Source organism: Pseudomonas sp. WS 5410, from assembly GCF_012985645.1.
Lineage (GTDB): Bacteria > Pseudomonadota > Gammaproteobacteria > Pseudomonadales > Pseudomonadaceae > Aquipseudomonas > Aquipseudomonas shahriarae.
Genome location: NZ_JAAQWS010000021.1, coordinates 74,062 through 93,105 on the forward strand (window position 1 = coordinate 74,062; position 19,044 = coordinate 93,105).

Consider the following 19,044-nt stretch of genomic DNA (forward strand, 5'->3'; position numbering starts at 1 on the left):
GCGGGCTTGCTCGCGAAAGCGGTGGATCAGTTGGTAAATATTTGACTGGCCCACCACTTTCGCGAGCAAGCCCGCTCCCACATTGTTTAGCGCGTATATTCAGAGGGATCAGCTACCGCTGTCAGTCCTGCGACTGCTGACCTCGGCCGGTACATTTTCCCCCGCCATGCGCTTGCGGAACAGCGACGTGCGCGCCAGCAACAAGGTGGTCACCGGCACCGTGATCGACAGCAGGATCGGGATCAGCCAGCCATGCAGCACCGGCCCGGACTTGAGGGTCGAGAAGTAGATAATCGACGCCAACGCCACGCACCAGGCGCCCAGGGTCGAGGCCAGTGCCGGCGGGTGCATGCGCTGGAAAAAATCCTTCATGCGCAACAGCCCGATGGCGCCAATCAGCGCAAACAGGCTGCTGAGCACCAGCAGGATCGCCACGAGGATTTCCACCCACAGTGGCAGTTCACTGACATTGATCATTCGATCACCTCCCCACGCAGCAGGAATTTGGCCAAGGCAAACGAGCCGACAAAGCCGAACAGTGCAATCAACAGTGCCGCTTCGAAGTAGGTGTCACTGGCGTAGCGTATGCCCAGCACCAACATCATCAGCATGGCCAGGATATACAGGTAATCCAGGGCCAGGACCCGGTCCTGGGCCGAAGGACCCTTGAACAGGCGCACCAGGGTCAGGACCATGGCCAGGGAAAACAGGAACAGGCTGAGCAGGATCGCATTGGCGAGCAGGGCACTCATTCGAAGATCTCCATCAGGGGCCGCTCGTAGGCCTGCTTGAAGTGCTCGATAAACTGCGCGTCGTCATCCAGGTCGAACACGTGCAGCAACAGGATGCTGCGGTCCAGGGCCAGCTCCGACCACACGGTGCCGGGGGTCACGCTGGTGATCATCGACAGCACGGCCAGGCCGTTGGCGTCGCGCAGGTCCAGGGGGATTTTTACAAAGCGCGAGCGCGGCGGCCGCGAGCCGCAGGTCAAGACGCCCCAGGCCACGTGCAGGTTGGAGATGATGACATCGCGGCCGACCAGGAAGAACAGGCGAATGATCACCCCTGGGCGACGGATCCGTACCGGCAGCGGGCGCAGCGGCGCCATCATCAGCGGAGCGAGGATGCCGAGGATCGCCCCCAGCAACAGGTTGCCGGGGCTGATCGACAGGTTCAGCAACAGCCACAGCACCCACAGTGCCAATGACAGCCACGGGGCAGGGAACAGGCGTTTCATGGCTGCACCTCCACGGCGGCGGCCTGGGCTTGCGGGCCCAGCACCGGGCGGGTGGCCATGACGGCCATCACGTAGTGCTCGGGGTTGTTCAGGCTGTTGGCGGTGTCCTGGGTAAAGCGCATGAGCATTTCCGCCTTGAAGGTCAGGCCAATCGCCAGGCCGAGCAAGACGAAGATCGGTATGCACTCAAAGCGGCGCAGCAGCGGCGAAGGCCGTTCTTCCGGGGTCCAGAAGCGCTGGATGCCCAGCCGCGCAAAGGCGATCAGCGAGGCCAGGCCCGAGAAGATCAGCAGCGCAAACAGGCCCCAGGCTGCCGGGCGGATCGGCTCCGTCACGGCATGGCCCAGGCCCAGCGGGTTGACCAGCGCACTGAGCAGGCTGAGCTTGCCGATAAACCCTGACAGCGGCGGCATGCCGATGATCAGCAGGGCACAGGCAATAAAGCTCAGGCCGAGGAAGGCCATGGTCCACGGGATGACCTGGCCGACTACGGCCTTTTGCTCATCGTCGAGGTTGGTACCCTTGGGTGGATGCAGAGATTCCACCGGCCGTGGCAACACTTCGATTTCATCGTCCAGAGGCAGCTCATTGGCCGAGCGCGAGCGCTCGATCAGTTCAGCCAGCAGGAACAGCGCGCTCAGGGCCAGGGTCGAGCTGACCAGGTAAAACAGCGCGCCGGCGGTCAGGTTGGGCTGGGCAAAACCCACCGCCGACAGGAGGATGCCGGCCGAGACCAGGATACTCAGGCTGGCCATGCGCTCCAGGCGTTGGGCGGCAAGCATCGCCACGGCGGCGCAGAGGATGGTGGCCATGCCGCCGTACACCAGCCAGTCACCGCCAAACAGCGCCGAGGCACCGGCCTGCCCGGAAAACAGCAGGGTCCACAGGCGCAACACGGTGTACACGCCGACCTTGGTCATGATCGCAAACATCGCCGCCACCGGCGCACTGGCCGAGGAGTAGGCCGGCGCCAGCCAGAAATTCAGCGGCCACATCCCGGCCTTGGCCAGGAACGCTGTGGCGAGGATCGCCGCGCCGGCATGCAGCAGGCCGCGATCGGCTTCTGGCACCAGCGGGATCTTCAGCGCCAGGTCAGCGAAATTCAGGGTGCCGGTGACCCCGTAGATCAGCGCCGCGCCAATCAGGAACAGCGACGAAGCCAGCAGGTTGATCGAGATGTAATGCAGCCCCGACGACACCCGCGCCCGGCCCGAGCCGTGCAGCATCAGGCCGTAGGACGCGGCCAGCAGCACCTCGAAGAACACGAACAGGTTGAACAGGTCGGCGGTGAGGAAGGCCCCATAGAGGCCCATCAACTGGATCTGGAACAACGCATGGAAGCTGGTGCCGGCACGGTCCCAGCGGGCCATGGCAAACAGCAGGGCGCTGACGCCGATGATCCCGGTGAGCACCAGCATCAGGGCCGACAGTTGGTCCACCACCAGCACGATGCCGAACGGCACCTGCCAGTTGCCCGGCAGGTACACGCCAATGGAGGCAGGGCCGCCTTTTTGCGTCCAGTACAGCATCAACATCGCGATGCCCAGGCCGGTCATGCTCGACAGCAGGTTGATCTTGGCCTTGAGCGGTCGGTGTTTCTCGCCCAGCATCATCATCAACGCAGCGGTCAGCAACGGCAGCAGGATCGGCGCGATGATCAGTTGGTTCATCCAGCTCATTCCTTGGGCTCCCGGCCGTCCACATGGTCAGTGCCGGTCAGGCCCCGGGACGCCAGCAGCACCACCAGGAACAGCGCGGTCATGGCGAAGCTGATCACAATCGCCGTCAGCACCAGGGCCTGGGGCAGGGGATCGGTGTAATTGAGCAGATCCTGGGGCACGCCGTCCTTGATGATCGGCTCCTTGCCGATAAACAGGCTGCCCATGCTGAAGATGAACAGGTTGACCCCATAGGACAACAGGCACAGGCCCATCACTACCTGGAACGTCCGTGGCCGCAGCACCAGCCAGACGCCGGAGGCCGCCAGGACCCCAATGGCAATTGCGATGACTTCTTCCATCAGGCAGCAGCTCCTTGTGGTGGCGTGGCGGCGGCTTTCGCCTGGTTGCCGGGTTTATGGGCCCGTACCGATTGGTGGCCGAGGGCGGTGAGCATCAGCAGGGTCGAGCCGACCACCATGGCGTACACGCCGACGTCGAAGAACAGCGCGCTGGCGATATGGATGTCGCCCAACACCGGCAAGCTCATGTGCAGGGTGTGGGTGGTGAGGAACGGGTAGCCGAAGAACAGCGCCCCCAGCCCGGTCAGTGTCGCCGACAGCAAGCCAAAGCCCATCCAGCGCATCGGCCGCAGATTCATCTGCGCCTCGACCCATTGGGTACCGGCGACCATGTATTGCAGGATAAACGCCACCGACATCACCAGCCCGGCGACAAAGCCGCCGCCCGGCTGGTTGTGGCCGCGCATAAACAGATAGAACGACACCACCAGGGCAATCGGCAGCAGCAGGCGCACCAGCACCGCGGGCACCATCATAAAGCCCAGGGCGGTGTCGCTGGCCTGGCGTGGGTTGACCAGATCGGTGTCCACATCCGGCGCCAACAGCCGCTGTTGCGCGGGCAGTTGCTCGCTTTCCTTGGGCGGACGGAAGCGGCGTAGCAGTGCATAGACGGTCAGGGCTACGGCGCCCAGCACAGTGATCTCGCCCAGGGTATCGAAGCCCCGAAAGTCCACGAGCATCACATTCACCACATTGCTGCCGCCGCCTTCAGGCAGGGCGCGGCTGAGGTAGAACGAAGAAATATCGTTGGGGGTCTGGCGCGTCAGCATCGCGTAGGACAACAGCGCCATGCCGCCACCGACCACGGTCGACAGCAGCAAGTCGCGCAAGCGTCGGATGCGCGCCTTGCGCAACGAACTCGGGAGTGGCGAGACTTCTTCGATCCGCCGTGGCAGCCAGCGCAGGCCCAGCAGGATCAGGACCGTGGTCACCACCTCGACCACCAGTTGCGTCAATGCCAGGTCCGGTGCGGAGAACCAGACAAAGGTCACGCAGGTCATCAGGCCGCACACGCTGACCATGGTCAGGGCTGCCAGCCGGTGGTACTTGGCTTGCCAGGCGGCGCCCAGGGCGCAGGCGATCGCCAACAGCCACAGGGTGACGAACACGATGGAACCCGGGATTTTCGGCCGGTCGCCCCAGCTCAGGCTGCTGCCCAGCATGGGGATCATCCCGGCAATCACCGCCACCAGCACCAGCAGGAACAACTGGGTCTGCAGGCGCTTGGTGCTGATGTGTTTTTCGATCTTGCGCACGCCACGCATCATCACCACCAGGCAGCGCTCGAACATGCGCTTGCCGTTGAAGTAGCTGATGATCGGCGGGTACTTGAAGCGCCCGCGCTTGAGTTGCTTGCGCAGCAGCAGGTACAGGACCACACCGCCGGTCATGGCCACCAGGCTCATGATCATCGGGGCGTTCCAGCCGTGCCAGATCGCCAGGCTGTACTCGGGCAACACGCCGCCGACCACCGGCAGGGCGGCGGCGGCGAGGATCGAGCCCACTACCTGGGCCGGGAAGATCCCCACCAGCAGGCAGGTAAACACCAGCAGCTCGACCGGCGCACGCATCCAGCGTGGCGGTTCGTGGGGCGTGTGCGGCAGGTCGGTGGCGGCCGGGCCGAAGAATACATCCACGGTGAAGCGCAAGGCATAGGCCACGCTGAAGGTGCCGGCGATGGTCGCAATCACCGGCAGGGCGATTTCTACCCACTGGGTCGAGGAGATAAACACGGTTTCGGCGAAGAACATCTCTTTGGACAGGAAACCGTTGAGCAACGGCACCCCGGCCATGGAGGCGCTGGCCACCATGGCCAGGGTCGCGGTAAACGGGATCAGGCGCACCAGGCCGCTGAGCTTGCGGATATCACGGGTGCCGCTTTCGTGGTCGATGATGCCGGCGGCCATGAACAGCGAGGCCTTGAACGTGGCGTGGTTAAGGATATGGAACACGGCCGCGACGGCGGCCAACGGGCTGTTGAGGCCCAGTAGCAGGGTAATCAGGCCCAGGTGGCTGATGGTCGAGTAGGCCAACAGGCCCTTGAGGTCGTTCTGGAACATCGCGCAATACGCGCCGAGCAACAGGGTCAGGGCGCCGGCACCGCCGACCATCCAGAACCACTCTTCGCTACCCGACAGCGAGGGCCACAGGCGGGCCAGCAGGAACACGCCGGCTTTCACCATCGTGGCCGAATGCAGGTAGGCCGACACGGGGGTCGGTGCAGCCATGGCGTGGGGGAGCCAGAAGTGGAAGGGGAATTGCGCGCTTTTGCTCAGGGCGCCGATCAGGATCAGCGTCAACAGGACGGGGTAGAGGGAGTGGGCACGGATCTGGTCACCGGCGGCGAGCACCTGGTCCAGATCGTAACTGCCGACGACATGGCCGAGCAGCATGACCCCCGCCAGCAGGCACAAACCACCCGCACCGGTGACCATCAGCGCCATATAGGCACCCCGGCGCGCATCGGAACGGTGGTGCCAATAGCCGATCAGCAGGAACGAGAACAGGCTGGTCAGTTCCCAGAAAAACACAATCTGGATCAGGTTGCCGGAGATCACCAACCCGAGCATCGCGCCCATGAACGCCAGAAAAAACGCAAAGAAACGCGGCACCGGGTCATCCGGCGACATGTAATAACGGGCGTACAAAGACACCAGGCTACCGATGCCCAACACCAGCATCGAGAACAACCAGGCAAAGCCATCCATGCGCAACACGAAGTCCAGGCCCAGGCCGGGCACCCAGGAGAATTCTTCGCGGATCACGCCACCGTCGGCGATCTGGGGGTAGAGCAGGGCGACTTGTACAGTACCGACCAGGGCCACGAGGCCGGCCAGCAGGGATTCAGTATTACGTGCGTTGTGCGGCAGCAAGGCCGCCAGACAGCTGCCGATAAAAGGCAGAAGCAGTAGAACTATCAGGGACATAGGCTTCTAATCTGCGGTGGTTTGGGATGCATCATACGTGCCGGAAACCGGATTACCAAACGGCAACCTGTGGCAGGATCCTACAAGATGGACCGAAAATGCCTATCTGTCGCGGTGTAGGTGCGGGCTTCTACAGGGAGACGGGCTTGCGCTCTCGCGTCTTGATCTCACTGACAATCACCGCCGCCACAATCAACACCGCCCCCACCATGGCCATCGGCGGGAAGCGCTCACCGGCAATCCGCCCGATCACCCCGGCCCACACCGGCTCGCCGGCATAAATCAGGGTGGCACGGGTCGGCGAGACGCTTTTCTGCGCCCAGTTCATCGCCAATTGGATCACCGCACTGGTCAAGCCCAGGCCGACGGCGCTGAACAGCAACACCCAGGAAAAGCCCGGCAATGCCTCGCCGGTGGGCACTACCAGCAGGAACGACAGCAGCGAGGCGGTGGCCAGTTGCACCACGGTCACCCGGCGTACATCCACCTGGCCCGCATAAGCGCTGATCAGGATGATTTCGGCGGCAATCGCAATCGCGCCGATCAACGTGGCGATTTCCCCGGGGCTGAAATTCAGTGATGCGCCGGCCGGGCCGGTCAGCAGCATCAGGCCGGCGAAGGCCAGCATAATGCCGATGCTTGGCATTAACCCCGGGCGCCGCCCCAGCACCAGCCACTGCAGCAGCGGCACAAACGGCACGTAGAGCGCGGTGATAAACGCCGACTGGCTGCTGAGGATGGTCTGCAGACCAATGGTTTGCAGGCCGTAGCCAAACATGATCGCCGTGCCGATAAAGGCGCCCGCCTTGAGCTCGAACAGGGTCAGGCTGCGCAGGCTGCGCAGGTTGCGCCAGGAAAACAGGCCGACCACCAGCGCCGCTGCGGCAAAACGCAAGCCGACGAAAAACATCGGCCCGCTGACGGTCATGGCGTGTTGCACCAGGATAAACGTACCGCCCCAGATCATGGTGATCAGCACCAGCACGCATTCGGCTTTGCTGAAGCGGGAAAACAGCGGGGAGGCGGTCGAGGTGGTCATGGCGGCTCTGGTCTTGCACAGGAAGGGCGCGGAACGCACAATGCGCCGCAGCTGGGCAGTATACTGCGCAACCCCACCGAGTGAGCAATATAGTGCACAAAGAAAATCCGCAACGGGCCTCGGTCCTGCAGCACGTCAGCCAGAACGTTCGACGCCTGCGCCATGCGGCCGAACTGAGCCAGACAGCCCTGGCGGAAAAGTCCGGGGTCAGCCGGCGCATGCTGGTGGCCATCGAGGCCGGTGAAAAGAACGTCAGCCTGTCCACCCTTGACCGCGTGGCCGAAGCCCTGGACGTGGCCTTCAGCGACCTGATCCAGGCCCCTGATGCCCGTGATCACAGCCGCATCAACGAACTGGCCTGGGCCGGTGAAATAGATGGCAGCAAGGCCGTGTTACTGGCCAAGGCCACCGCCCGGCGGGAGGTGGAACTGTGGGAGTGGCGCCTTGAGCCGGGCGATCGCTATTGCCCGGATCCCGACCTGGAAGGCTGGAGCGAACAGTTGTTCGTGTTCGAGGGCAGCCTGACCCTGGTGGTGGGTGACGTCGAAACCACTATCTCCGCCGGCGAGTTCTTTATGTTCCCCAGTCATCAGCCCCATGCCTATCGCAATGACGGGCCAGTGGCGGTGCGCTTTATCCGCAACGTGGTGATCTAGATCCACACATCATTGCGCTGGGTCCGTTCGCCGCCCTGATCGCCAGTGTTCAACACGCCGCAGGGTTCGACCAGCAGCAGCTTCACCTCTCCCTCGGCATACGGTTTGTGCTCGATGCCCTTGGGCACCACGAACATCTCGCCAGCCCCGAGCTGTACCGCGCCATCGCGAAAATCAATGCGCAGCGCGCCCTCGAGGACGATAAAGGTCTCGTCGGTGTCCGCGTGGCTGTGCCAGACAAAATCCCCTTCGATCTTCACCACCTTGAATTGGTAGTCGTTCATCTGCGCGACGACCTTGGGTGTCCATTGCTCGCTGAACAGGCTGTATTTGTGCGCAAAGTTGATGGCGGTATAGGAGGGCATGTCCGTTATCTCTGTTGATCCTGGAAAGGCCAGACCTTAAATGCAGCGCGGCAGCAAGTATTGAATGATCGTGCGATTGTGAGTTTAAAAGAAACGTTATATTGTATCTCTTGATAACGATTCTCAGGCGTTGCCGCGCTTGAGATCGCCCCGCTTATTTTCGGCTCAAGGGATTGCAGATGAACCAGTTGCACGGCATAGCTCCGCGGTTTCCCACATTTTTGGCGGTGGGCTTGGTGTCGTCGCTCACCGGTCTACCTGCCGCTGCAGCGCAAGATCGCGAAGAATCGGTCACCGAGCTTGAAGCCATACGAGTCAGCGCGCCGCTGAACAAGGCCCTGGAAGTAAATGCCGGTGGCTTCGGCGCCAAGGACGCCATGGAAATCCCCCTGGCCATCCAGAGTTATTCCAACAAGACCATCGCCGACAGCTCCGCGCGCACCGCCGTGGATGTGCTGAGCCTCGACCCTTCTGTGCTCAGTTCGTCGGGCGGCAGCGGCTTTGACAACTTCCGCCTGCGCGGCTTTGCCATGGACAACTTCAACACCATCCGCCGCGATGGCCTGACCCTGGCCCCGCACCACGACGTACCCCTGGAAAACGTCGAGCGCATCGACGTGCTCAAGGGCCCATCGGGTTTCCTCTACGGTTTCAACTCGCCGGGCGGCACCATCAACTACATCCTCAAGCGCCCGACCCTGGAGCCGCTGCTCAATGTCAGCGTGCAAGGCTCGTCGTTGCTCGGCCGCTACGTGGCGATTGATACCAGCGATTCATTCAACGACGGCGCCTTTGGCTATCGCCTGAATGCCGGCTACGAGAAAAACGGCGACTTCGACCACGCCCGCGACATGGAGCGCAAGTTTATCGGCCTGGCCACCGACTTCCGTCTGAGCGACCGCGCCCTGTTGCAGTTGAACGCCGACTGGTCGCGCAAGTCCACGGTCGCAGACCCATTGCTGCGTGCCGACCAGAGCGGCCGCGCCAACCCTCTGGATCCGTCCAGCTACGTGCTGCCACCCAAGGTCAATCGCCGCGATCTATTGACCGGCTCCTGGTTCCGTCACCAGACCGAAGGCGCCAACCTCGACGCCAAGTTCGAGTACGAGCTGGATGACAACTGGACCTCCGTGACCCAGGGCAACTACTCGCGGGTCGAGCGCCACGGCGGCTATAACGACCTGTTCGGGATCAAGCCCAACGGCGATATCGGCTCGGCCGACTTTTACGTGTCCCGTGGTGAAGTGTTCAGCACCTGGTCGCTGCAGTCGTACCTGGCCGGCAAGTTCGCCACCGGCAACATTTATCACGACGTGTTCTTCGGCACCGGCTACAAGCAGTTCAAGGACGTCAGCCCGTTCTGGGATTTGGTCGACAGTGGCACTCCAGGCATCGGCATTGGCGATGTCTCGGTGGGTAATATCCGTCACCCGGTCAACCCGCCCAAGTGGCACTTCGGCTCGGAACAGCCCACTGACTTTGTGTCCTCCATCAAGGAGACCTCGGTTTTCGCCAGCGACCTGATTTCCCTTACCGAACAGTTCCAGGTGATGGTAGGCGGGCGTTACATCTGGTACCGCGCGGATAAACTCTCAGCCACCGCACCTTCGCAGAGCCACGACGTGTTTGTGCCCAGCGCTGCGCTGATCTACCGGCCCTGGGACAGCGTGATGACCTACGTCAGCTACTCCAAAGGCTTTGAAAAAGGCGACTACGCCCCCCAACACGCGACCAACGCCAACCAGCCCACCGACGCCATCGAGTCCCAGCAATACGAGGTGGGCCTGAAGCTGGACCTCAACGATCGCCTGAACCTGGGCCTGGCGGTGTTCGATATCCGGCGCAAGGCCAGTTACCTGAACACCAGCAATACCTATGTGAGCAACGGCGAATACCACCACCGTGGCGCCGAGCTGACCCTGTCCGATCGCGTCACCGACGCCCTGACCCTCACCGCCAACGCCGCCTACCTGACCACGCGCATGGAAGATGTGGATGACGTCACCGTGGACGGCAAGCGCACTGAGAACGTGCCCAAGTGGAAAGGCGCGGTCGGCGCCCTGTACACCGTGGCCGCTGTGCCTGGCCTGTCGTTGGACAGCACCCTCAGCTATGTCGGCAGCCGCCCGGTGGATGCGCAGAACAGCGGCTACATCCCCAGCTACACCTTGCTCGACGCCGGTATCAGCTACCGCTCGAAACTGGCGGATACCCCGGTGACCTATCGCCTGCACGGCAAGAACCTGACCAACAAGTACTACTACGCCAGCGCCTATTACCTGGGCGGGCTGGATGTGGGGCGCGAGCGCGAAGTGTTCCTGTCGGCCAAGTTCGAGTTCTAGAACCATGACGTATTCCAGTTCATTGCCCGGCCTGCGCCACCTGTGGGTCGAGCGCCTGCTTGAGCGGCACGCGGGCACGTTGACCGAGTTGGTCGATGGCCTCGGCTCGCCGCTGCATCTGGTGTGCCCACAGGTTTTTCACGCCAATGTCGAAGCCTTCCAGCACAGCTTTACCCAGGCCCAGGTGCGCGGCAGCGTGTTGTTTGCGAAAAAGGCCAACAAGGCCAACTGTTTTATCCAGGCCTGCGCGCAGTGTGCGATTGGCGTGGATGTGGCCAGCGTCGGTGAGTTGCAAAAGGCCTTGGCGGGTGGGGTGGCTGGCACTGATATCGGCGTGTCCGGGCCACGTAAGAGCGACCAACTGCTCGGGCTGGGCCTGAGTCATCAATGCCTGCTGGCGGTGGACTCGCTGGAGGAACTGCTGCGTATCCAGCAATTGGCGCTATCCCTGCGCCAACGTGCGCGTCTGTTGTTGCGCTATTGCCCCAGCAGCCAGGCCCATAGTCGTTTCGGCCTCAACCCACGGGAGTGCGACCAGGCCCTGGTGTTCTGCCGCCAGCACGTGGCGAACCTGGACTTGCAAGGCTTCTCGTTTCATCTGGGCGGCTACGACACTGCCCAGCGTGCACAAGTCGCCAGCCACTTGGTCGACCTGTGCCGGGCCAGCGAGCTGGACAACTGCCGCACGGTTAACCTGGGCGGTGGCTTTGCCGTGCGCTATGTCGACCCGGCGCAATGGCAGGCCTTTCTGGCCGAGGACTGCGCCGAGCGCTATCACAACGACAAGGGCTTCGCCGGCTTCTATCCCTACGGCGCGCTGCGCGCGGGGGCCGAGGCCCTTGACGATATCCTCGCCACGCCCGTCAGCCCCGGCCTGAGCCTGGCGCAAAAGGTCATCGAGCACGGCGTGCGGCTGATTATCGAACCCGGCCGCGCCTTGCTCGACCAGGCCGGTATCAGCGTGTTCCGCGTGCAGGGCGTCAAGGACCGCACGGCCAGTGATGGTTATGCCCAGGTCACTGTGCAGGGCAGCAGCTTCAACCTCTCCGAACAGTGGTTCAACAGCGAATTTCTACCCGACCCGCTGCTGTTGCCGGCCTCGCCACGGCCGCGGTCGCCGTTTGTCGCGTGTATTGGCGGGGCCACCTGCCTGGAGTCGGACATGCTGACCTGGCGCAAAGTCGCCTTCGACTACCCGATCCAGGCGGGTGACTTGCTTATCTACCTCAATACCGCCGGCTATCAGATGGACTCCAACGAGTCGCCTTTTCACGAAGCGCCCTTGCCACACAAAGTGGTGCTGGAGCTGCGTAACCCACACCTGCGCTGGAAGCTGGACAGCCTGGCTTAATCGTAAAGCCGCTCAACAAGGAGCCTCGAGTGAACAGTTTGAATAAACCCGCTGCCCCTGCCGACCTATGGGTGCTGCCCCAGGCGGCGCTCGAAGACCTGGGGGTGAGTTACCGTGAAGTGCTGCAGGTAGTCGAGCAGGCGTACAAGGCCTTGCGCAACGGCGACTCGCAGAACCCGCTCAAGACCATTGTCGAACCGATGGACCGCCATTCCATCAGCTACTCGATGGTCGGCCGGGATGGCGCCAGCCACACCGTGGGCTTCAAGGTGGTGTACGAGCATGACCCGCAACGTACCCGCGATGCCTATCAATTCCACTCGTTTATCTTTCTGTGTGATGACCGCACCGGCCGCCCGATTGCCTTGATGGACGTGGTCAAGCTCGGCCCGTTGCGCACCTCGGCCACCTCGGCGTTGATGGCCAGGGCCGCCTGCCCGAATGCCCGCAGTGCCCTGGTCGTCGGTACCGGCGTGCAGGGGCAGGTGGCGTTGCCCATGTTGCTCGCGGCCATGCCGGACCTGGAGCGTTTGTATGTCTACGGGCACTACGCCGAAGGCCTGCGCGCGGTGCAAGACACCCTGCACAAACACTACCCGCTGCGCGATGTGGTGGTGGTCGATGACCTGCCGGCGGCGGCTGGCGAGGCCGATATCATCCTTGGCGTCGCCGGGCTTTCGGCGCGCCAGCAAGTGCAGCGGGCCTGGCTCAAGCCCGGCGCCGTGGCGGTGCTGGTGGGCTATGGCATTGACGCCGACGTATTGCATGGCGCCGACTACCGCATTGCTACCGACACCGCGCAGATGCAAGTCACCAGCGCCGACCTGGCGGCCGCCGACGGCAGCCTGCCCGCGGTGGACGCCGAGCTGCCGGACATCCTCCTGGGCCTGGCACCCGCACGCCGCCATCCCGACGATGTGGTGTTCGCCTACAACAGCGGCATGGTGGTGACCGATGTCGCCCTCGGGCGCTTGATGGCCGACCGCGCCCTGACGCAGAACCGTGGGCAGAGGGTCCAACTATGGTCGGCCTGACTGCCGCACAACCCGGCGCCTGGCGCGCCGACAGCCGGGCTCTGCTGTTGCTGGCGCTACCCCTGATCCTGACCAACCTGGCCTACGTGGCCCTGACCACCATCGACATCGTGGTGCTCGGCATGCTGGGTGCCAAGGAGCTGGCAGCCGGTGGCCTGGCCATCGCGCTGTTCAACCAGTTGCGCACCACCGGCACCGGGCTGGTCACCGGCGTCAGCAACCTGGTGGCCCAGGCCAATGCCCGGGGCGATGAAGCCCAGGTGCGGGCGTTGCTGGTGGCGGGGCTGTTCTGGGCGACCGTCAGCGGCCTGGTGTTTATGGGCGTGTTGCTGGGGTTGCGCCAGCCGCTGACCTGGCTGGGCCAGGATGCCAGCGTGGTGGCCAATGCCATGGACTTCCTGCTGATCATTGCTCCCGGCCTGCTGCCTTGCCTGTGGTTCCAGGCGCTGCGCCACTTTACCGTGGGCCTGAAATTCCCCGGGCCGTTGCTGGCGATCACCCTGGTGTCGATCTTCCTCACGGCGGCGCTCAACTACGTGCTGGTGTTCGGCAAGTTCGGCGTCCCGGCCTATGGGCTGGCGGGGGTGGCGATCACCAGCGCCGTGGTGTTCCTGCTGTCGTTCCTGATGTTCTTTGCGGTGGTACTGACCCATCGGCGCTTGGCCGGTTACTTCAAACTGGCGCACTTACGCTTTTCGCCGGCGGCGATCAAGGCCGTGTGGAAGCTCGGGCTGCCGATTGCCGGGACCTATGCCAGCGAGGCCGGGTTCTTCAGCGTACTGACCCTGCTGATCGGCACCCTGGGCATGGAGGCGCTGGCGGCGCAGACCGTGCTTAACCAGATCATCTACATCGTGTTCATGTTCTCTGCGGGCATCTCCCATGCCGCCTCGATCCACATCAGCGAGGCCTGCGGCACCGGGCAGTATCAGCGCGCGCGGCAACTGGGGCGCCTGGGCCTGGGCCTTGGGGTGCTGGTCATGTTGCTGTTTGCCATTCCTTACGCGTTGCTACCCGAACAGGTCATCGGCCTGTTTATCAGCACCGAGCACGCCAACAACCTGGATGCGGTGCGCCTGGCCACCACCGGTTTGTTGATTGCCATCGTCCTGCAGGTGTTCGACGCCAGCCAGAACATCGGCAACGGCATCCTGCGCGGCATCGGCGATACGGCGGGACCGCTGCGCATTTCCCTGTTCGGCTACTGGCTGGTGGGGCTGCCCGCTGCCTGGCTGCTGGGCATCGTCAGTCCTTACGGGATCTTCGGCGTGTGGGCCGGATTGGCGATAGGCCTGGCGGCTACCGCGTTGCTGCTGATTGTCTCGTTTGAACGGCAACTCAAGGCGCTGGACCGCGCGGGCGCCGTCGCACTGTCATAACAAGGAGGTGTTCCATGCATCAAGACGACCCTGCACACCGCGTCGAGGCGTTGGTGCGCCCCAGCGTGCGACGTTTGCCCCTGTACGACCCGGGCGCCGATCCACATCAGCTCGGTACGCCGACGGTGATCAAGCTGTCCAACTGCGAAAACCCGCTGGGCATGTCGCCGGCTGCTGCAGCGATGCTGGCGCATCATGGCGGGGCAGGGCTGGAACGCTACCCCGACCCCAGTGGCCGGGCCCTGCGGCACCTGATCGGCGGCCAGTTGGATGTGGACCCGGCGCGGGTCATCCTCGGCAACGGCTCGGAAAATATCCTCGAACTGTTGTGCCTGGCGCTGCTCGATCCCGAGGACCGGGTGGTGACCCAGCAGCCCTGTTTCAGCCTGCATGAAAGCCTGCCATTGATGATGGGCGCGAGGGTGGACAAGGTGCCGCTCAACCCGGATTTCAGCGTTAACCTGCAGGCCTGGGCCACGGCCCTCGAGCAACCGGCGAAGCTGTTGATGCTGAGCACCCCCTGCAATCCGGTGGGCACGGCGCTGTCCAGCGCTGAACTGACGGCGCTGGTCGCCGCCGCTCACCCCGACACCTTGTTGGTGATCGACGAGGCGTATTTCGAATTCGTCGAGGACGCGGCTGACGCCCTGGCGATCCTCGACGCGCAGTCGCGGCCGTGGATCATCCTGCGCACGTTCTCCAAGTCGTATGGGCTGGCGGGGCTGCGGATCGGCTATGGCATCGCTTCGCACCGCAGCCTGATTGATGCGCTGCACCGGGTGCGCACGCCGTACAACGTCAATCAACCGGCCCAGGAGGCCGCCAAGGCCGCCTGGCTGGACCCGCAACACGTGATTCGCAGCCGCGAATTCGTCGCCATCGAACGCCAACGCCTGACCCAGGGGTTGCAGGCTGCGGGTTTTCGCGTGGCGCCGTCCCAGGCCAATTTCCTGTTTATCGACACCGCTTGCAACGCCTTGGAGGTGGTCGACGAATTGCTCAAGGACGGGATCATCGTCAAGGCCTGGCGCGAGCCGGGATACACCAGTTTTATCCGCGTGTCCCTGGGCCTGGCCCAGCAAAACCAGGCGTTTCTCGCCAGCCTGCAACGCGCCGTCGCGACCCTGGCCGGGTAAGCGCCGCGCCGGTTTTTCATACTGCCCAGAGGTTGTCATGATCAAGACTTGCCTGTCCGAACTGATCGGCGATACACCGCTGCTCAAATTGTGCGTCACTGAAAACGGCAGCTGCGTGCTGCTCAAGCTGGAACAATTCAACCCCACCGGCACCGCCAAGATCCGCATGGCCCGGCAGATGCTCGACGAGGCGCAGGCCTCGGGGCAGCTCAAGCCGGGTGGGCGGATTGTCGAATCGACCTCGGGCAACACCGGATTGGGCCTGGCGCTGCTGGCCGCCGAGCGCGGCTACCGCTTCACTGCCGTGGTCGACGAACACGCCAGCCCCGACAAACTGCGGGCGATGCAGGCCTTTGGTGCGCAGTTGGTGCGGGTCGGCGACCCCGGTGGCGGGCTGTCCACCGCCGACCGCGATGCTACCGCCGAGCGTATTGCCACGGAGCAGGGCGCCTACTGGACCCGCCAGCACCACAACCCGGCCAATGCCAATGGCTACACGCAGCTGGCAGCGGAATTGCGCGCAGTGCTGGGCGATGAAATCCACTACCTGGTAGGCGCCGTGGGCACCGGCGGCTCGTTGTGCGGCACTGCGCGTGCCTTGAAACGCCATGCCCATGGCCTGCAGGTGATCGGCGTCGAACCCTGCGGCTCGGTGATCTTTGGCGGCCCCGGTGCGCCGTATCATCAGTCCGGCACCGGCACCCCGGAGGGCGCAGAAATCGGCGCCGTGGTCGACTACGCGTTGATCGACAAAGGCCTGACTGTCAGCGACGCCCAGGCCTTCGAAACCGCGCGCTACCTGGCGCGGCATTACGGTCTGCTGCTCGGCGGCTCGGCCGGCGGGGTGATCTACCAGGCCCTGCGCGAGGCCTGGCATGCCCCGGCCCACAGCGTGATCGTGGCACTGGTGTGCGATGGCGGCGAAAAATACCTCGACACGGTGTTCAACGACCAATGGATGGCGGATCGGCAACTGCTGGCGCCCCAGGTTCATCGTGAGCTCGAGCAATGGTTGAGCGCGCTGCCCCAGGTCAAACAGCAAGCCTAGCGGCTTGCCTGGGGCGCCGGCCTTCGCTACTGTGGCGCCCCGCCTGCGTGAGCCCCGCCATGAGTGACACCACTGTCGAACTGATCCAGACCGGCCCTGAACAGGCCGAACTGATCTGCAACCTCTACCAGTTTTATGCCTATGAATCCTCCGATTGGGAGCAGGAAGACGTCGAGCAGGACGGCCGTTTCTATATCCACGAGGAACACCTGGCGCGCTACTGGCAAGAGCCGCAATGGAGCGCCAATCTGCTGCTGGTGGACGGTTACATCGCCGGTTTCCTGCTGATCGAGCGCAGCGAGCTGCCGGGGATCAATGCCCTGGAACTGGCTGACCTGTTTATCTTGAAACGCTATCGGCGCAAGGGCATAGGCCGCGCCCTGGCCACCCAGGTGTTGACCAGCGGCGAGACGGACTGGCTGGTGCGGTTCTATGACCAGGACGAGGCGTCCCAGGCGTTCTGGCGCAGCGTATTGGACAACCTGCCGCGCCCGGTGCAGGCCATCGAGCTGGATGATGAGCCGCAGTTGCTGAGCTTTTTGGTGACCCGGGCGGTTGTTCATTGACGCAGTCCGTGCGGGCTCGTGTGGGAGCGGGCTTGCCCGCGATAGCGGTGTATCAGTGGATGTGTTCGGTACTGACCCACCGCTATCGCGGGCAAGCCCGCTCCCACAGAGGGTATGTGTTTGTTTGAATTACCGCCGATTTACGTGGGTTGAACGGTTGGGCGGCTATGCTGGTCAACTGACCTTCAATGTCGACGCAAAGAGGTGACCGCAATGGCCAAGACTTACAGCTACGCCGCCCGTGACGCCAAGGACGCCCTCAAACCCTTTACCTTCGAGCGCCGCGCCCCCGGGGCCGATGATGTTCAAATCGACATCCTCTACTGCGGAGTGTGCCACTCCGACCTGCACACGGCGCGCAATGAGTGGAACAACACCCTCTACCCATCGGTGCCGGGCCATGAAATCGTCGGCCGGGTGACGGCGGTGGGGGCCAATGTCAGCCGCTTCAAGGTCGGTGACCTGGCCGGCGTCGGCTGTATGGTCGACAGCTGCCAGCACTGCGCATCCTGCGCCGAGGGCGAGGAGCAGTACTGCGAGAACGGCTTTACCGGCACTTACAACGGCCCGGTGTTTGGCGGTGAAAACACCTTTGGCGGCTATTCCGACAATATCGTGGTCAAGGAGAAGTTCGTCCTGCGCATTTCCCACGATGAGGCGCAATTGGCGGCCGTGGCGCCGCTGCTGTGTGCCGGGATCACCACCTACTCGCCGCTGCACCATTGGAAGGTCGGCCCTGGACAGAAGGTCGGCGTGGTCGGCCTCGGCGGCCTGGGCCATATGGCGGTGAAAATCGCCCATGCCATGGGCGCCCATGTGGTGTTGTTCACCACCTCGCCGAACAAACGCGAAGACGGCCTGCGCCTGGGGGCTGACGAGGTGGTGGTGTCGAAGAACCCGGACGAAATGGCCAAGGTCGCCAATAGCCTGGATTTCATCCTCAACACCGTGGCCGCGCCCCATGACCTGGACGCGTTCCTCAACCTGCTCAAGCGCGACGGCACCATGACCCTGGTGGGCGCGCCAGACAGCCCGCACCCGTCGCCTTCGGTGTTCAACCTGATCTTCAAACGCCGCAGCCTGGCGGGGTCATTGATTGGTGGCATCCAGGAGACCCAGGACATGCTGGACTTCTGCGCCCGGCACGGGATCGTCTCGGAGATCGAGATGATTGATATCCAGGGTATCAACGAATCCTACGAGCGCATGCTCAAGGGCGATGTGAAGTACCGTTTTGTGATCGACATGGACAGCCTCAAGCGCGAGATCCAGGCGGCCTGACCTTAATCTGGCGGTGGGCGCTGGGTTGTTTGTGATGGTCATGAGTCTTTACGCAGCGCTCTTTTTGGGTGTTGGGCATGAGTACATATCCGTTGCTGCGGTCACGGCGGCTATTGGTTCCGCCCTTACGGCGGGTCACTTTTGGAAAAGAGCCCCAAAAGTAACCAAAAGGGCTCTTGCCCCACCACTCGGCACCTCGCCTAGGCTCGGTGTGCCCGCCATCCGACATTGATTTGGGGGGCCGCCGCGATGGGCCATCCATGGCCCAGCGCGGCTAACCCGGCGTCCTGCCGGGTTACCCCCCAAATCAAAATCGGATGACGGCCAGCGTGGTTTAACGGGGCGCCTCAGATCAAAAGCAAAGCGAGGCGGCCTGACAGCCGACCTGATCGTCGAGGCGTGCGCATATACTTGTGGGAGCTGGCTTGCCTGCGATGGCGGTGTATCAGCCAATACATTGATCGACTGATACACCGCCATCGCAGGCAAGCCAGCTCCCACAGGGGAATGCAGCTTCGCCCCAGCGCTTTGCTGTTGCTGTTGCTGTTGCTCTGCTTTTGATCTGGCTTTTGATCTTCTCAGGAGGCGCCCCGTTAAACCACGATGGCCGCAGGCAGGTATTGCGCAGTGGGCACCCCGGCATGGATGCCGGGGTAGCCGCGA

The 19,044-nt window shown here is 63.3% G+C and carries 17 protein-coding genes; 9 read left to right on the forward strand and 8 right to left on the reverse strand.

Translation table 11 applies throughout. The features are described 5' to 3' along the window. Nucleotides 1-108 precede the first annotated feature (108 nt). The 7 genes from HBO24_RS24620 to HBO24_RS24650 form a co-directional block, all read right to left on the reverse strand. Nucleotides 109-477, reverse strand: a complete 369-nt coding sequence (locus HBO24_RS24620; protein WP_057439053.1) for a Na+/H+ antiporter subunit G — start codon at nucleotides 475-477, stop codon at nucleotides 109-111. Next, nucleotides 474-752, reverse strand: a complete 279-nt coding sequence (locus HBO24_RS24625; protein ID WP_038440496.1) for a K+/H+ antiporter subunit F — start codon at nucleotides 750-752, stop codon at nucleotides 474-476. The genes HBO24_RS24620 and HBO24_RS24625 overlap by 4 nt, the downstream gene beginning before the upstream one ends. Continuing rightward, the gene (locus tag HBO24_RS24630) at nucleotides 749-1,237 is read right to left on the reverse strand and encodes a Na+/H+ antiporter subunit E (RefSeq protein WP_057439052.1); all 489 of its coding nucleotides are present in this window, start codon (nucleotides 1,235-1,237) and stop codon (nucleotides 749-751) included. Before HBO24_RS24630 ends, HBO24_RS24625 begins: the two co-directional genes overlap by 4 nt. Further along, a complete protein-coding gene (locus HBO24_RS24635; RefSeq protein ID WP_170060498.1) occupies nucleotides 1,234-2,916 on the reverse strand; it encodes a monovalent cation/H+ antiporter subunit D in 1,683 nt (560 codons plus the stop codon). The genes HBO24_RS24630 and HBO24_RS24635 overlap by 4 nt, the downstream gene beginning before the upstream one ends. Next, nucleotides 2,913-3,257: a Na+/H+ antiporter subunit C gene (locus tag HBO24_RS24640; protein WP_005789164.1), complete on the reverse strand. Its 345-nt coding sequence runs from the start codon at nucleotides 3,255-3,257 to the stop codon at nucleotides 2,913-2,915. The genes HBO24_RS24635 and HBO24_RS24640 overlap by 4 nt, the downstream gene beginning before the upstream one ends. Further along, on the reverse strand, nucleotides 3,257-6,184 hold the full coding sequence (locus tag HBO24_RS24645; RefSeq protein ID WP_057439049.1) for a monovalent cation/H+ antiporter subunit A: 2,928 nt from the start codon (nucleotides 6,182-6,184) through the stop codon (nucleotides 3,257-3,259). The genes HBO24_RS24640 and HBO24_RS24645 overlap by 1 nt, the downstream gene beginning before the upstream one ends. A 130-nt stretch (nucleotides 6,185-6,314) precedes the next feature. Further along, nucleotides 6,315-7,223, reverse strand: a complete 909-nt coding sequence (locus HBO24_RS24650) for a DMT family transporter (RefSeq protein WP_170060499.1) — start codon at nucleotides 7,221-7,223, stop codon at nucleotides 6,315-6,317. Nucleotides 7,224-7,315: 92 nt separating this feature from the next. Here HBO24_RS24650 and HBO24_RS24655 point away from each other — a divergent pair, with 92 nt between their 5' ends. Continuing rightward, on the forward strand, nucleotides 7,316-7,879 hold the full coding sequence (locus tag HBO24_RS24655; RefSeq protein WP_115127964.1) for an XRE family transcriptional regulator: 564 nt from the start codon (nucleotides 7,316-7,318) through the stop codon (nucleotides 7,877-7,879). Here the strand turns inward: HBO24_RS24655 and HBO24_RS24660 are convergent. Then, nucleotides 7,876-8,244 (reverse strand): cupin domain-containing protein, encoded by a 369-nt coding sequence (locus HBO24_RS24660; protein WP_057439047.1) that lies wholly within the window; start codon nucleotides 8,242-8,244, stop codon nucleotides 7,876-7,878. The two genes, HBO24_RS24655 and HBO24_RS24660, sit on opposite strands and share 4 nt — an antisense overlap. 236 nt (nucleotides 8,245-8,480) lie before the next feature. On the opposite strand from HBO24_RS24660, the gene HBO24_RS24665 reads away from it, so the two are divergent. From HBO24_RS24665 to HBO24_RS24700, 8 genes are all read left to right on the forward strand, one after another. Then, complete coding sequence (locus tag HBO24_RS24665) at nucleotides 8,481-10,586, forward strand: TonB-dependent siderophore receptor (protein ID WP_159439762.1); 2,106 nt, start codon at nucleotides 8,481-8,483, stop codon at nucleotides 10,584-10,586. A 4-nt stretch (nucleotides 10,587-10,590) separates the two neighbouring features. Next, complete coding sequence (locus tag HBO24_RS24670; RefSeq protein WP_170060500.1) at nucleotides 10,591-11,937, forward strand: alanine racemase; 1,347 nt, start codon at nucleotides 10,591-10,593, stop codon at nucleotides 11,935-11,937. A 29-nt stretch (nucleotides 11,938-11,966) separates the two neighbouring features. Continuing rightward, nucleotides 11,967-12,971: a hypothetical protein gene (locus HBO24_RS24675; protein WP_198792323.1), complete on the forward strand. Its 1,005-nt coding sequence runs from the start codon at nucleotides 11,967-11,969 to the stop codon at nucleotides 12,969-12,971. Next, a complete protein-coding gene (locus HBO24_RS24680) occupies nucleotides 12,959-14,350 on the forward strand; it encodes an MATE family efflux transporter (RefSeq protein WP_115127967.1) in 1,392 nt (463 codons plus the stop codon). The genes HBO24_RS24675 and HBO24_RS24680 overlap by 13 nt, the downstream gene beginning before the upstream one ends. A 14-nt stretch (nucleotides 14,351-14,364) precedes the next feature. Further along, complete coding sequence (gene hisC / locus HBO24_RS24685; RefSeq protein ID WP_170060501.1) at nucleotides 14,365-15,486, forward strand: histidinol-phosphate transaminase; 1,122 nt, start codon at nucleotides 14,365-14,367, stop codon at nucleotides 15,484-15,486. A 37-nt stretch (nucleotides 15,487-15,523) separates the two neighbouring features. Further along, a complete protein-coding gene (locus tag HBO24_RS24690; RefSeq protein ID WP_057439042.1) occupies nucleotides 15,524-16,534 on the forward strand; it encodes a cysteine synthase family protein in 1,011 nt (336 codons plus the stop codon). Between the two features lie 59 nt (nucleotides 16,535-16,593). Then, nucleotides 16,594-17,100: a GNAT family N-acetyltransferase gene (locus tag HBO24_RS24695; protein ID WP_057439041.1), complete on the forward strand. Its 507-nt coding sequence runs from the start codon at nucleotides 16,594-16,596 to the stop codon at nucleotides 17,098-17,100. Nucleotides 17,101-17,313: 213 nt separating this feature from the next. Then, complete coding sequence (locus HBO24_RS24700; RefSeq protein WP_057439040.1) at nucleotides 17,314-18,381, forward strand: NAD(P)-dependent alcohol dehydrogenase; 1,068 nt, start codon at nucleotides 17,314-17,316, stop codon at nucleotides 18,379-18,381. The last annotated feature ends 663 nt before the right edge of the window (nucleotides 18,382-19,044 follow it).

Coding starts and splice junctions, on each gene's coding strand:
- HBO24_RS24620 (WP_057439053.1), bottom strand. CDS start 477: ATGATCAATGTCAGTGAACTGCCACTGTGGGTGGAAATCCTCGTGGCG.
- HBO24_RS24625 (WP_038440496.1), bottom strand. CDS start 752: ATGAGTGCCCTGCTCGCCAATGCGATCCTGCTCAGCCTGTTCCTGTTT.
- HBO24_RS24630 (WP_057439052.1), bottom strand. CDS start 1,237: ATGAAACGCCTGTTCCCTGCCCCGTGGCTGTCATTGGCACTGTGGGTG.
- HBO24_RS24635 (WP_170060498.1), bottom strand. CDS start 2,916: ATGAGCTGGATGAACCAACTGATCATCGCGCCGATCCTGCTGCCGTTG.
- HBO24_RS24640 (WP_005789164.1), bottom strand. CDS start 3,257: ATGGAAGAAGTCATCGCAATTGCCATTGGGGTCCTGGCGGCCTCCGGC.
- HBO24_RS24645 (WP_057439049.1), bottom strand. CDS start 6,184: ATGTCCCTGATAGTTCTACTGCTTCTGCCTTTTATCGGCAGCTGTCTG.
- HBO24_RS24650 (WP_170060499.1), bottom strand. CDS start 7,223: ATGACCACCTCGACCGCCTCCCCGCTGTTTTCCCGCTTCAGCAAAGCC.
- HBO24_RS24660 (WP_057439047.1), bottom strand. CDS start 8,244: ATGCCCTCCTATACCGCCATCAACTTTGCGCACAAATACAGCCTGTTC.
- HBO24_RS24670 (WP_170060500.1), top strand. CDS start 10,591: ATGACGTATTCCAGTTCATTGCCCGGCCTGCGCCACCTGTGGGTCGAG.
- HBO24_RS24680 (WP_115127967.1), top strand. CDS start 12,959: ATGGTCGGCCTGACTGCCGCACAACCCGGCGCCTGGCGCGCCGACAGC.
- hisC (WP_170060501.1), top strand. CDS start 14,365: ATGCATCAAGACGACCCTGCACACCGCGTCGAGGCGTTGGTGCGCCCC.
- HBO24_RS24690 (WP_057439042.1), top strand. CDS start 15,524: ATGATCAAGACTTGCCTGTCCGAACTGATCGGCGATACACCGCTGCTC.
- HBO24_RS24695 (WP_057439041.1), top strand. CDS start 16,594: ATGAGTGACACCACTGTCGAACTGATCCAGACCGGCCCTGAACAGGCC.
- HBO24_RS24700 (WP_057439040.1), top strand. CDS start 17,314: ATGGCCAAGACTTACAGCTACGCCGCCCGTGACGCCAAGGACGCCCTC.